This window comes from Gemmatimonadales bacterium (assembly GCA_019637315.1).
Classification (GTDB): Bacteria; Gemmatimonadota; Gemmatimonadetes; order Gemmatimonadales; family GWC2-71-9; genus SHZU01.
Genome location: JAHBVU010000017.1, coordinates 46108 through 59372 on the forward strand (window position 1 = coordinate 46108; position 13265 = coordinate 59372).

Annotated in this window: 12 protein-coding genes; 8 read left to right on the plus strand and 4 right to left on the minus strand. The window is 68.8% G+C overall.

From position 1 onward, the window contains the following. Nucleotides 1-7: 7 nt before the first annotated feature. Together KF785_14225 and KF785_14230 are read right to left on the minus strand one after the other, a co-directional pair. On the minus strand, nucleotides 8-433 hold the full coding sequence (locus KF785_14225) for a cytochrome c maturation protein CcmE (protein ID MBX3147917.1): 426 nt from the start codon (nucleotides 431-433) through the stop codon (nucleotides 8-10). A 40-nt stretch (nucleotides 434-473) separates the two neighbouring features. Beyond that, entirely contained in the window at nucleotides 474-1067 is a 594-nt protein-coding gene (locus KF785_14230) for a hypothetical protein (GenBank protein ID MBX3147918.1), read from the minus strand. A gap of 480 nt (nucleotides 1068-1547) precedes the next feature. Here KF785_14230 and KF785_14235 point away from each other — a divergent pair, with 480 nt between their 5' ends. From KF785_14235 to KF785_14250, 4 genes are all read left to right on the plus strand, one after another. Then, nucleotides 1548-3116, plus strand: coding sequence for a hypothetical protein (locus tag KF785_14235; protein MBX3147919.1), 1569 nt, complete (start codon nucleotides 1548-1550; stop codon nucleotides 3114-3116). A 63-nt stretch (nucleotides 3117-3179) separates the two neighbouring features. Next, on the plus strand, nucleotides 3180-5225 hold the full coding sequence (locus KF785_14240) for a hypothetical protein (protein ID MBX3147920.1): 2046 nt from the start codon (nucleotides 3180-3182) through the stop codon (nucleotides 5223-5225). Continuing rightward, on the plus strand, nucleotides 5222-6721 hold the full coding sequence (locus KF785_14245) for a hypothetical protein (protein ID MBX3147921.1): 1500 nt from the start codon (nucleotides 5222-5224) through the stop codon (nucleotides 6719-6721). Before KF785_14240 ends, KF785_14245 begins: the two co-directional genes overlap by 4 nt. A 25-nt stretch (nucleotides 6722-6746) precedes the next feature. Then, nucleotides 6747-8192, plus strand: a complete 1446-nt coding sequence (locus KF785_14250) for a hypothetical protein (protein ID MBX3147922.1) — start codon at nucleotides 6747-6749, stop codon at nucleotides 8190-8192. Between the two features lie 64 nt (nucleotides 8193-8256). On the opposite strand, the gene glpK is transcribed toward KF785_14250, so the two are convergent. Then, on the minus strand, nucleotides 8257-9732 hold the full coding sequence (gene glpK, locus KF785_14255) for a glycerol kinase GlpK (GenBank protein MBX3147923.1): 1476 nt from the start codon (nucleotides 9730-9732) through the stop codon (nucleotides 8257-8259). 107 nt (nucleotides 9733-9839) lie between these two features. Here glpK and KF785_14260 point away from each other — a divergent pair, with 107 nt between their 5' ends. The 4 genes from KF785_14260 to msrB are packed head-to-tail and all read left to right on the plus strand — an operon-like array spanning nucleotide 9840 to nucleotide 12477. Next, entirely contained in the window at nucleotides 9840-10625 is a 786-nt protein-coding gene (locus KF785_14260) for an enoyl-CoA hydratase/isomerase family protein (GenBank protein MBX3147924.1), read from the plus strand. 18 nt (nucleotides 10626-10643) lie between these two features. Next, on the plus strand, nucleotides 10644-11738 hold the full coding sequence (gene recF, locus KF785_14265; GenBank protein ID MBX3147925.1) for a DNA replication and repair protein RecF: 1095 nt from the start codon (nucleotides 10644-10646) through the stop codon (nucleotides 11736-11738). After that, a complete protein-coding gene (locus KF785_14270; protein ID MBX3147926.1) occupies nucleotides 11735-12076 on the plus strand; it encodes a DUF721 domain-containing protein in 342 nt (113 codons plus the stop codon). Before recF ends, KF785_14270 begins: the two co-directional genes overlap by 4 nt. Then, on the plus strand, nucleotides 12073-12477 hold the full coding sequence (msrB, locus tag KF785_14275; GenBank protein ID MBX3147927.1) for a peptide-methionine (R)-S-oxide reductase MsrB: 405 nt from the start codon (nucleotides 12073-12075) through the stop codon (nucleotides 12475-12477). The genes KF785_14270 and msrB overlap by 4 nt, the downstream gene beginning before the upstream one ends. A 73-nt stretch (nucleotides 12478-12550) precedes the next feature. On the opposite strand, the gene KF785_14280 is transcribed toward msrB, so the two are convergent. Then, nucleotides 12551-13132 (minus strand): ATP-dependent Clp protease proteolytic subunit, encoded by a 582-nt coding sequence (locus KF785_14280; protein MBX3147928.1) that lies wholly within the window; start codon nucleotides 13130-13132, stop codon nucleotides 12551-12553. Between the last annotated feature and the right edge of the window lie 133 nt (nucleotides 13133-13265).

A 13265-nucleotide genomic window follows, 5' to 3' on the forward strand; every position in this document is an offset into this window, starting at 1 on the left:
CGGGGGGTCAGCTCGCCTGAGCCAGTTTCGAGTATTCCGATTCGTAGCGGGAGCCGCACTTCGCGAGCACTTCGGTCGCGTGGAACACACCATCGCGGCCCAGCTTGCCCGACATGATGACTTCAATGTCATTCTCGTCGGTAAAGGTATCGGGGACCAGGCCTTCATAGACGACGGGAAAGGCGCCGCTCGCGTCGGAGACCTGAAACTCGATCCGCCGACTGGCGTCGTCCCGCCGGATCGAGCCTGGCACAACCTTGGCGCCGACCTTGAGCCCGACCTCGTGAAAGGAGGCGTCGGCCTCGACCCGGGCCAGCAATTCGGAGGGACTCAGGAAATAGACCCCGGTCTGACTGATCCCGGTGTAGATCAGGAGCGCCGTCGCGCCGACGATAATCGCTGCGCCGAGCGTGAACTTGGTTCCTGCCTTCATGGGTGTGCCTCCTTGCTGCGATATAGGGTGCAATATAGCCCTATCGACCCGGCGGGCGACCTCCTGATCCCGCCGCACGCTGCCGGGCCTCTCCGACGAACTGGTCGAGTATGAACTTGTGGTGCGCGTACTCGTAACGGCCTGCCGCCATCTCGGCATCGTAGTGCTGGAGCAGCCGGCCTTGTTCGGTCGAGAGCCGGGCGCTGTCGCCCTGGAGTCGGGCGACCGTGCCGCGGATCACAAAGCCGAAGAGGTGGCTCGACGCGAGGCCGGTAATGGTGTCGGCGAGGACGACCGCTCCGGCCGGGTCGCCGGTGTGAAGCCGCAGCATGGCGGCGTGGTACCGGGCGTCGATGTCGGGCTCCTCGAGCTCCCGATAGGCCTGCAACGCCTGGGGAGCGAAGCGGTTGACGGTGGCGCCGTCGCCGCGCTCCGAGGCCCGCATGACCCGATTGTACAGGGTATCGAAGCGGTCCCGTCCGGACAAGCCGTCGAGCAGCGGGGCCGGCTCGGCGCTCGCCGGGCCGAAGGCCATCGCCTCGCCGAGGGGCAGCGACGGTGAGGGGTCACGCCGAACCAGGTAGACCACCAGGGCCGCCACGACCATGATCGCAGCAAGCGCGAGAGGGAACACGGCCGGCCCTGCGCGCCAGGCGTTTCGTGACGACGCCGGAGCGCCGGCGCCAGCTGCCGCGCCGCAACTGCCGCAGAATCGGACTCCCGGGCCCAGCGCCTCGCCGCAAGCTCCACAAGAGACGGCGGCGCCGCAGTTGCCACAGAACCGACCTGCGGCGGGTTGACCGCACCCGGGACAGGTCGCGGGAGAATCCGATGCCATCTGCTCTCGCTCCGTTGGGGAATCCGATCGACGGGGCTGCCATGACCGCCGAACGCTGACTCAAGGTAAAGTAGCAAATCCAGCAATCGATCGACACTTGTTGAACAATCGAATTCCTGAACGTCTTCGTCGCAATTTCTGCGGACCTGGATGTCACAAAAGTGCCCGCTTGGCCTCACAATCTGACCTTTCCCTATTGCGCAACTGCCTCGATATTCCTACAGTAGAAATACGGTAGGCGGATCCGCTCGCCGCACTTCATTGGGACATCGGCACATGCGCACTGTCGCGTCGAAGCTGCTCCGGACCCTTCCGCTGGCGGGCCTGCTCGCGGGCTGTGCCACAGACAAGATCGTCTATCGCGATCGCGATCCCTTCAATGAACCCCCTGCGGCCGCGCTCGGCTTCCTGGGGTACTATTCGACCGAGAACAAACAGACTACCTGCGGCAATTGCCACGCAGACTTCCAGACCAAGTGGCGAGCGACGGCACACGCCACGACCTATGCCGGTCTGCCGGCGTCCGCCCCAACTCAATGCGCCAGCTGCCACGCGGTCACCGAGCGCGGCAACATGGTCACTCAGGCAGCCGGCTTCAATACGACCCGGAATCCCGTCTACGGCGACGTGCAGTGCGAAAGCTGTCACGGCCCGGGTCTCGATCACGTCCGCGGCGTCGGTCAGGGACGAATCGTACGGCCGCTGGCTCGGATCGGGATGACGGGCAACGGCACCTGTGCCGATTGCCACAGTGACACCCACCACCCCTACGTCGAGGAGTGGCAGCTGTCCCAGCACGCGCGGGTGAACGCCTCCCGCGCCGCCAACGCGACCTGCGCCGGGTGCCACGAGAGCCGGCAGGCGCTGGCTCGCTGGGGCGTTACCGGCAACTACATGGAAAAGGGCGAAGCCACGGCGTATCAGCCGGTGGCAGTGTGCGCAACCTGCCACGATCCGCACGGCTCTGAGAACCCCGCTCAACTCCGGTTCCCGATCAATACGGCGGACGTCGAGCAGAACCTCTGCATGAAGTGCCACCTTCGTTACGATGCACCGACCAACGCGACCTCCTCGCCGCATGCTCCGCAGGGATCACTCCTGCTTGGCACCGCGGGATATCGGCCGGCCGGATTCGTCTATGCCGAGGATCGAATCTTCAGTTCGCATGCCACGGAGGCGAATCCGACGCTCTGCGCCGGTTGCCACCTGAACCGTATCACCGCGCCCGATGCGCAGGGAGGGCCCGCCTTCCAGGCCACCGGTCATCTGATGCGGCCGATCCCCTGCCTCGACGCCCAGGGTCGCCCGACGGCCGAGGACAACTGCAACTACACCCCGACCGCGCGTTCCTGGGCCACCTGCACCTCCGCCGGCTGTCATGCCAATGCCGCCGTGGCGTCGGCGGCGTTCAACACCGTCCGGGCCCGGATGCGCCTGCTTGCGAACCAGCTGTGGACCGACAGCAACGCCAACGGCTCGATGCAACCGGCCCCAGTCGACGCAGGCCTCCTGCCGAGAGTTCGCCAGCTCTACCCCCAGGAATGGAGCACGACCGACAATCGGATCAGCCCGGCGGAAGGCGCCGAGTTCAACGCCCGGATGTGCGGCGAGTACGGCCAGTCAACAGCCGACAACTCTAAAGGCATCCACAACCCGTTCTTGTGCGAGGCGCTGCTGATCGCGTCGATCAACGAGATCCAGTCGACCTACGCGCTGCCTGCGCCGTCGCCGGCAGTCCAGGCCATTCTGGACGGGCCGGTAGGCGGCAAATACTCGCACGGGCTCCGGCGCTCGAGCACTCCGATACCTGGGCATGACATCACCGTCGCCGGCTCGAGCCGGTAGCAGCCAGCCATCGCCCTTCCCGCGGTCTCTCGAGATCGCGGGGCTTTGGGCATGCCCCTGAGCATGGCGCCCTTCGCTTCGTTCCTGACTGCGCTCGTCCAGCAGACGCCCGACTCGGCCAGTTTCCACCGCTTCCGCGAAGGCATCCCCGCCGAACCGCCCCCGATACCGGGCGGCGTCATGACCGTCTTGCGCGCCATTTTCAACGCACCGGCCTGGGCCTGGGGTATCGGGATCGTGGTGGGTCTGACCCTCGGCATCTGGCTGGTGCGTTTGTTCTGGCGCCGGCGCAGCGCCATTGGCCACTGGCTGGCAAGCCGCGACCGCGGCGTCAAGATCGCAATGGGAACCGGCGCCCTACTGGTGCTGGCGCTGCTCTTTCGGGGTGGCCAGGTCAGCTGGAACTTCATGCAGCATGACAACGCCTTCTGCGTTGGCTGCCACATCATGGAAGGTCCCTGGAACAAGTTTGCGACCGACGCCGGCAAGCACAGCACGCTGCAGTGCCATGACTGCCACCAGCAGTCGCTCTACGCCAGCACCCGTCAGCTCGTGCTCTGGGTCGCCAACAAACCGGTGGAGATCCCGCCGCACGCCCCGGTGCCTAACGCGCGCTGCGAATCCTGCCACGCCCAGGACCAGCCCGAGGCGTGGACCCGGATCGTCGGGACGGCGGGGCATCGGGTCCATCTGGAGTCGGATTCGAGCGCGTTGGAGAAGGTTCTGTGCGTAACCTGTCACGGCAAGGAAGTGCACGCCTTCATTCCCGCCAGCGAGACCTGCGGCACGGCAGGCTGTCACGCCAATCTGGACATCAAGCTCGGCCGGATGGCGTCCCAGACCACACTCCACTGCAACCAGTGCCATCAGTTCACTGCCGAGGTACCGAGGCTGGCCACCCGGTCGGATGCCGCAGACGCAATGCACCCCGGCAGCCAGCAGTGCTTCTCCTGCCACGCGATGCGGGAGCTCCTGACCAGCTTCGACCCTGAACGCGACCCCCACAACGGCACCTGCAGCACCTGCCACAACCCGCATACTCAGGAAACCCCCGCGGATGCGCGCCAGACCTGCACCCAGTGTCATGCGGACTGGCAGAAGGTGCCGTTCCACACCGGACGGGCGCACGGACAAGTCGGCCAGCAGTGTCTCGTCTGCCACAACGAACACGCGGCCCGGGTCGACGCCAGCGATTGCGTGGCCTGTCACACCAGCGTGACGGCGCGATTCGGCACACTCCGCATCCGCCCGCCGCTCCCGTTCGACACCCTGCGCGCCTTGCGTACCTCGTTGCGCGCACCTGACGCTCCATCGGGGACCGGACACTTCGACGGGGCCCGAACACCCGCCCCCGTGGCCAGGTCGGCCCGGCGAGCGGCCGAACCCGCAGCAGAGTCGTTCGAGACACCTGGGAAGGGCGATGTGCCACCACCGGACCTCCCGGCACCGGACCCGCCAGCTCCGGAGCCAGGGTCACTCATCGCAAACGTCGACTCCTTTCCCCATGCCCGACATACCCGCCTTGCCTGCATCACCTGCCATACCACCGGAGCCAACCCTGCACCACTGACGTTCGAGCCCCCGCGCGGCTGCCAGATCTGTCACCACCAGGCGCCGCAGTCGAGCAACTGCGCCGCCTGTCATCAGCCGGGCGACCTGGCGGCGATCCGCGCGCTGGCGGTACCGATCGGCATCAAGGCGCAAGAGCCCCGAGTCAGAACCGTCAATTTTGCGCATCAGACGCACACCGAGATCCGCTGCGTCAACTGCCACACGCAGCCCGTGACGCTGGCACCGACCGCAGGCGTGCGTCAGTGCGCCGACTGTCACAGCGATCACCATACCGTGGGCCGAAGCTGTGCCACCTGTCACACGGGCACCGAGCTGCGTGCTGCGCATGCGGACGATGTCGCCGCCTCGCACCAGCGCTGCGATGCCTGTCACACCGCCTCGACCGTCGCGCGGCTCACCCCGGATCGTTCCTTCTGCCTGACCTGTCACACCGACCAGGCGCAGGATCACTATCCTCGGCGCGAGTGCGCCACCTGCCACTTTCTCCAGCCGCCAGCTGAGCTGCGTCGGCGGCTGACCGGAGCGGCAGGCCCATGACTCCCCGACGCCTCGGCCTGGCCGCGCTCGCCCTGCTCGGCTTGCTGACGCCGGCCGGCGGGTCACCGGTCGCGGCGCAAGGCTACCGGGTTCGGCTCGACAGCCGGCTGCAGAGCGTTTCCTGGCGCGGGGTCGAGAGCGGCACCATCCCCCGCAACCAGGCCATTGCGCAACCGGGCGGCGGGTTCCTGACTCCGGACGGCTACGCCGCGCTGTGCGGCGAGGGGACCTGTTCGTTCTTCGCACCAGGCGCCGAACTGCGTGGGGTTCCCTGGGTAACCCAGGCCGATCTGACTGTCTGGGGGCTTGGGATTGCAGGGCTGAGTGCGCGTGGCAACGCACGCTGGGCCACCGATCTCGGCGACAGCGCCATCTGGCCCGGTACCGAACCCGCGGTTCAACTCCTCGAAGGCTATCTCGAATACACCCGGGCCGGTCTCAACGCCCGAGCGGGGCGTCAGCTGTTGCTGGGAAGGCTCGGAGCCTACGGGCTCGACGGCGGACGGGTGCTCTACCACCACCGGCGCTCGGGGCTCGAGGCGGGAGGATACGCCGGCTGGGGCCTGGCGCGCGGCGCCATGCTTCCGGTCACCGACCCGGCGCTCAATCCACTCGACGACTTTCAACCTCGCGATCGGCAGGTGGTGGCGGGGCTCGAACTGGGCTGGAACCGCAACGCCGTCGACGCGCGGCTGGAGTACCGCCGGGAACTCGACCCGGCGGTCGACTACTTCGTGTCCGAACGGGCCGCCGCCTCTGTCGCCCTCCGACCCCACCGTCGGCTCGGGCTTGCCGCAGGGGGCGAGTACGATCTCGCCTTTGGCCAGGTGGGCAGCGCAGACCTGTCGCTGAGCTGGATCGACGCGCGCTACAGTGTGACCGGTGGGGTCCGCCGCTATCGACCCTTCTTTGATCTGTGGACCATCTGGGGCGCCTTCAGCCCGGTGGCGCATCACGCCTGGCATCTGTCGGGAACGGTCCGTCCCGGCTCGCGCCTGACACTCCGGGCCCGGGGTGAGCGGTTCCGCTTCGACGACACGGAAACCTTCACGCCAGCCGTTACCGTGGAAGATCGAGGCTGGCGATTCGAGACGGGCGTGACCTGGAGCCCCGCCCGCGACTGGAGCGTCGATGCTGGCTATCGCACCGAGTTCGGGCCCGGGGCGTCATCCCGGGGATTCGACGGTCGGGTAACTTGGACCGTGACCGACCGGCTCTGGCTCAGCGCGCACGGGATTCGTACCAAGCGACCGCTGGAGCTGCGCTACGACGATGCGGAGCTGCTGGGATTCGGGGCGGACGTCGAGTTCCGACCTGACGACCGGTGGCGGCTCGGCCTCACCGCAGCGCGATACGACGAACAGCGGAAGCGTCCCGATGCGCGGGCGCTCGACTGGGACCAGCTCCGCATCGCCGCCCGCATCACGCTTCTCTTCGGCTCCAACGCCGACCGGCTCCCACTGCCGCGCGCGGTACCACGCGGAGGCCGGCAATGAACCAGGATCCGCGGGAGGAGCGGCCATGACGCTGCGCACCCTCCGCTGGGTGGCCGTATCGGTTGCCCTCGTCGTGGCCGCAATGGCGCTCCGGGCCGCCTCGTTGCGGGCGAGCTTCGACCACGCGGTGCATGGCAAACTGTTTCCGCTGGCCTGCGCCACCTGTCATGCCGGGGTGACCGAGCCGGAAGCAACGGTCTGGCCGGCCGCGGAGAGCTGCGCGGCGTGTCACGATGGCGAGGTGGCGCAGCGGGTTGACTGGACCCCGCCGACGGGGCCGCCCCCGTCCAACCTGCGCTTCGTCCACCAGCGACACGCGGCGGCAACGGCCGACTCGGTCAGCTGCGCGCAATGCCACAATCAGGCCGGCCTGCGCGGCGAGGTTCACCGTGCCGTGGTGGCCCAGTGCATCGACTGCCATCAGCCTGGCGGCGAACACCTCGCCGTTGCCGACAGACAGTGCGCGACCTGCCACCTTCCGCTGGCTGAGGCCACCGCCCTGCCGGTGAGCCGAGTCGGCGCGTTCCCCGCCCCGCCCTCACACGAGGCGCCCGATTTCGCGCTCCAGGGCCATGCCCGACTTGCCTCGCTCCGGACCCCGGGCGGAGGCCCGGCAGTTGCCGCCAGCTGCGCCACCTGCCATGCCCAGAACTTCTGCCTCAACTGTCACGTCAACGCCCCAGAGGTAACCGCGATCCAGGCCCTGCAGCCCGACGAACGATCGCTGGTCCACCGAGCGACCTTTGCGGCGCCGCCGTCGCACGCCGCCGCGAACTTTGCCACGGCTCACGGCCGCCAGGCAGAGCGCAACCCTGCCAGTTGCGCCACCTGCCACACCCAGCCCAGCTGTGCTGCCTGCCACGTTGCGCCGGTGCCCCGCGCCGTCACCGCCATGCACCTGCCCGGACCCGGCCGCGCCGGCGGCGCCCTGCTCGAACGGACCCCGCCAGCTTCGCACACCGCCGAGTTCCGGGAAGGCCATGCCACCGAGGCGAGGGTTGCGCCGCGAAGCTGCAGCAGCTGTCACGTCCGGTCGGATTGCCTCGCCTGCCACCGACCCGACCCGGGGCAGCCGTCCGGCGGGAACTACCACCCAGCCGGGTTCCTGACCAACCACCCGAGCGCCGCCTTTGCCCGACAGACCAGCTGCAGCGACTGCCACAACACCCAGCAGTTCTGCGCCAGCTGCCACGCCCAGGCCGGACTCGGCGCAAGCCGCTCGCTCGGCGGCTCCAGCTTTCACGACGGCAGGGCGTCCTTCATTCTCGGCCATGGGCAGGCAGCCCGGCAGTCGCTCGAATCCTGCGTGTCCTGCCACACCGAGCGCGACTGCACCGCCTGCCACGCCGCCATCGGGCGCGGCTTCCGTTTCAACCCGCATGGCCCCGGCTTCGACGGCGAGCGGCTCCGTCGCCGTAACCCGGAGATGTGCGCGGCCTGCCACGGCTCCGCCATCCCGAGATCGCCCTAGCCGCACGGCTCAAAGCCGTCTGGCCCGCCGGGGTGGCTCCCCCGCCGGGCCAAGGCGGGGCCGGTCAGGCCCGGGCCCAGTGCAATGCCGTCGAAACTGCCCGCTGCCACCCCGCAACCCAGGCGTCGCGGCTGGCGGCATCGGCGGCCGGACGGAAGGTCTCGAAGCGCCGGCTGGCCACGAAATCGCCGATCGAGGGCCAGACCCCCGTGGCGATCCCTGCCAGAGCCGCCGCACCGAGTGCGGTGGTCTCGACCGAGTCGGGCCGCTCGACCGGCACGCCCAGCAGGTCGGCCTGGAACTGCATTAGCCGCGGATTGGCGGCGGCGCCGCCATCGACCCGCAGCACCGGAATCTCGAGCCCGGTGCCGTCCAGCATGGTGCGCAGCAAGTCACGGGTGGAGTAGGCCATCGACTCCAGCGCCGCGCGGACGAGATGAGCCCGCCCGGTCGCCCGCGTCAGGCCGGTAATGATGCCGCGCGCCTCCGGCTCCCAGTATGGCGACCCCAAGCCCACGAATGCGGGCACGAAGTAGACCCCGCCCGTGTCGGGCACCGAGGCCGCCAGGTCCGCAGACTCGCGCGCCGTGGCCAGCACGCCCAAGCCGTCGCGGAGCCACTGAATCACCGCACCCGCGATGAAGACGCTGCCCTCGAGCGCGTAGCCCAGCCCGCCCTCGGCGTTACAGGCCGCGGTGGCCAGCAGACCCGCGGGCGGCGCGGGAACCTCGCTGCCTGCGTAGAGGAGCAGGAACGCCCCGGTGCCGTAGGTGTTCTTGGCCATGCCCGGCGCGACGCACCCCTGCCCGAAGAGCGCGGCCTGCTGATCGCCGGCAACCCCGGCAATCGGGAGCGGTGCGCCGAAGATTTCCGACAGGGTCTCGCCCATGACGCCGCTCGAGGGACGCACCTCGGGCAGCAGCGACGCCGGCACCCCGAAGGTCTCGAGCAGCTCGGGATCCCAACCGTGACGCCGCAGGTTGAACAGGAGCGTCCGACTCGCGTTGGTCGGGTCGGTCGCGTGGACCGCGCCCCCCGTCAGCTTGGCAATCAGCCAGCTGTCCACCGTTCCGAAGGCCAGCTCACCCCGCTCGGCGCGCAGCCGCAGATCGCTCTGCGCGAGTAGCCACTCGAGCTTGGTGGCGGAGAAATAGGGGTCGAGCACGAGGCCGGTCCGTTCCCGGAGGTCGGGTTCGCGCCCCGCCGCGGCAAGCTCCGCACAGCGGGCGCTGGTGCGCCGGTCCTGCCAGACGATGGCGGGCGCCACCGGCTCCAGGGTCCGCCGATCCCAGAGCACCGTGGTCTCCCGCTGGTTGGTGATGCCGATACCGACCGGCCGCTCAGCCGCAGCGCGCACCGCCTCGCGCGCCGCGCGAACCGTGGTGTTCCAGAGATCGCGCGGGTCGTGCTCGACCCAGCCCGGCTCGGGGAAATGCTGAGGAAACTCGTACTGGGCGTGACCGAGTACGGTGCCATCCTGATGAATCACCATGGCCCGCGAACTGGTGGTGCCCTGGTCGAGCGCAAGGATCGAAGACATGTCAGCCCGGAGCGAAGGTCAGGGGTGTAGGGAATCGGCCCGGCAGCCGCTAAACTATGATAGCACCGACCGAGCCCGGACTCCTCTCAACCCTGACGATGACGCCCATGAGCACCTTCTCGACCCTGCTCTTCGAGCCGCGCGATGGCATCGCGCTCATCACGATCAACCGCCCCGACAAACTGAACGCGCTCAACGCCCAGGTCATCGACGAACTGGGCCAGGCCGTGGACCTGGTCCGCGCGACGCCCGAGATCCGCGCCGCGATTCTGACCGGCGCCGGGCCCAAGGCCTTCGTGGCTGGCGCCGACATCAGCGAGTTTCAGAATCTCAAAGGTGTTGCCGCGCGCCGGCTTTCGACCAAGGGCTCGGGCATCTTCCGCAGCATCGAGACCAGCGCCAAGCCCTACATCGCAGCGATCAACGGTTTTGCCCTGGGCGGCGGCTGCGAGCTCGCCATGGCGTGCCACATCCGGATTGCCAGCGAGAACGCCAAGTTCGGCCAGCCCGAGGTGAAGCTCGGCATTCCACCGGGCTACGGCGGCACCATCCGCCTTGCCCGCCTGGTGGGCAAGGGACGGGCGCTCGAGCTGCTGACCACCGGCGGGATGATCGATGCCCGCGAGGCCGATCGAATCGGCCTGGTCAATCGGGTGCACCCGGCCGAGGTGCTCCTGGCCGAAGCAGAGAAAATTGCCAAGGCCATTCTGGCCAACGCCCCGCTCGCGGTGGCTTCGTGCATCGAGCTGGCCAACCTTCAGGAGGGCCTCCAGACCGACGACGCGCTGAGCCTCGAGTCGGCTCACTTCGGCAGCCTCTTTGCCACCGAGGACGCCCAGGAGGGCGCCGCCGCGTTCCTGGCCAAACGCGCCCCCAACTTTACGGGGCGCTGACCCGACTATCTTCGCAGTATGCGTGCGACCCGGGTCGAGGCGACCGATTTCCGTAACCTGGAGCGCCTCGACCTGGGACTGCCTGGCGAGGGGGCCGTACTGCTGGGCCCGAACGGTCAGGGCAAGACCAATCTGCTCGAACTGATCTACTACCCCGTCCTCTTTCGCAGTCTTCGCGGCGCCCGCGACCAGGACCTGGTCCGCCATGGCGCGCCGGCCTTCCACGGCCGGCTCCACCTCGAGCGATCCACCGGCAGCCACAGCGTCGAGGCCGGCTACGCCACGACCGGCCGCCGCAAGCGGATTGCGGTCGACGGTGCGGTACCCGAGCGGATGGTCGATGCCCTGGGCCTCTGGCTCGCGGTGGCCTTCCTGCCGACCGACGTGGGACTGGTCGCGGGCGGCGCCTCGGAGCGGCGCCAGTACCTGGATCGCGTCCTGGCGCTCTCGAGCAGTGCGTACCTGACGGCGCTCCGCCGCTATCGCGCCGCGGTGGAACAGCGCAACGCCGCGCTCCGCCGCAATGAGCCGGATGCCGCCTGGGCGTTCGATCCGCTGGTCGCCCGCTACGGGGCCGTGGTCGTTCGGGAGCGGCTCGACTGGGTTGCGCGCTTTGCGGGCGAGTGGACCAGCGGATGCGCCGAGCTGGGCGAGCCGATGCCGGTGACGCTGCGCTATCGCGGTCGTGCCGAGCTGGCCGAGGTCGAGGCCTGGACCCCGCTGCTCCTGGCTCAGCGGGGCCGCGACCGCGCGCTGGGAGCGACCTCACTGGGTCCGCATCGCGACGACCTGATCTTCGAGCTCGATGATCATCCGCTCCGGGTGGCGGGGTCGACCGGGCAGCAGCGCACCGCCGCGATTGCCCTCAAGCTCTGCGAACGCGACACCCTGGCTGCTGCGCACGGCCAGCCCCCTGCCCTGCTGCTCGACGACGTCTTTGCCGAACTCGATCGCGGTCGGCAGGAGCGGCTCGCCGCGCGGCTCGCCGGTCCGGGGGGGCAGGTCTTCATCTCGGCGCCCCGGCTCGACGAGCTGCCCGACGGGCTGGGGCTTCCGATCATCGAAGTCGAGGCTGGTCGCGCGGTTCGTCTCACGGAGCGGCGGGCCGCATGAGCGCGCGGCAGCGTCCGGCGCCACTCGGCGAGCTGGTCGGCCAGTACCTGAGCAAGTCGGGGCTGACCAAGCGCCTCGATCTCGCCGGCGCGGTCGAGCGCTGGGCCGAGATCGTGGGCGACAGGGTGGCCGCCAATGCGCGGGCCGAGGCGGTCACCGCCGATGGAATTCTCTGGATCAGGGTCCGGACCTCGCCGTGGGCGGCCGAGCTGTCGCTGATGGCGCCGCGGATCCTGGAACGACTCAACGAAGGACGCACCGGCAAGATCAGGGGTATCCGCTGCCTGGTCGGCTCGCGCGCCGCGGTACCCGCTGACCCTGCCGAGGAGGACGGATGAGCGACGCCAAAGACAAGATCGTCAAGACCGAGGCCGAGTGGCGTGCGGAGCTGACGCCGGAGCTGTACCGGATACTGCGAGAGCGCGGCACCGAGCGGGCCTTTACCGGCGCCTACTGGGACGAGCACGGCCAGGGCACCTACCGCTGCAAGGGTTGCGGCACGGCGCTCTTCACCTCGGACACCAAGTTCGACTCGGGCACCGGCTGGCCCAGCTTCAGCAACGTCGTCGCCAAGGAGGCGGTCGAAGAGGAAGTCGACACCAGCCTCGGCATGCGCCGGGTCGAGGTCCACTGCGCCCGGTGCGGCAGCCATCTTGGCCACCTCTTTCCTGACGGCCCGCGGCCGACCGGACTCCGCTACTGCATCAACTCCGCCTCGCTCAACTTCGAACGGTCCTGAGGCGGTTCGCCAGGGCAAAAGCAACGGGCGGCCCCGGTATCCCGTGGCCGCCCGTCGTTGTGATCGGAACCGATTACTTCACCTGCGACTGATCCTCGACGATCTGCCCGACCAGTCCGTAGGCAATCGCTTCCTCCGCAGAGAGCCAGAAGTTGCGGTGGGTGTCCTCTTCGATCCGCTCGAGCGGCTGTCCGGTCTGTCGGGCAAAGACCCGGTTGAGCCGGTCGCGCATCCGAATGATTTCCCGGGCCTCGATCTCGATATCGGAGGCCGCTCCGCCGGCGCCGCCCGAGGGCTGATGCAGCAGGAAGCGGGTATTGGGCAGGCAGAAGCGGTCCTCCCGAGGCACCGCCACGTAGATCAGCGCGCCGGCGCTGGCCACCCAGCCCGAGCCGACCATCCGGACCCGCGGCGTGATGAAGCGGATCATGTCGTGAATCATGTCCCCGGATTCGACATGCCCGCCCGGGCTGCTCACGAAGATCGTGATGTCGTCCGACGACTCGGCCGACAGGGCCAGGAGCTGCGACGCCACCGACGCGGCAACGCGCTGATTGATTTCCCCGGCAATGATCACCGTCCGCGCCTTGAAGAGCCGATCGGCAATCAACTCGGGAGGACCGGACTTCTGGCCCTGGGGGGTCGCTTCTTCCATAACGGATCGCTCACGAGAGTGTGTTGCCGCGCGGGCGGCGCTGCCCCCGCGCGGGGTGTCGTAACGGGCTCGTCGAAAGTAATCGGGCCGGGCCGGTCGGGACTATGCGGGGGCCATAATGGGGCACCCTCCG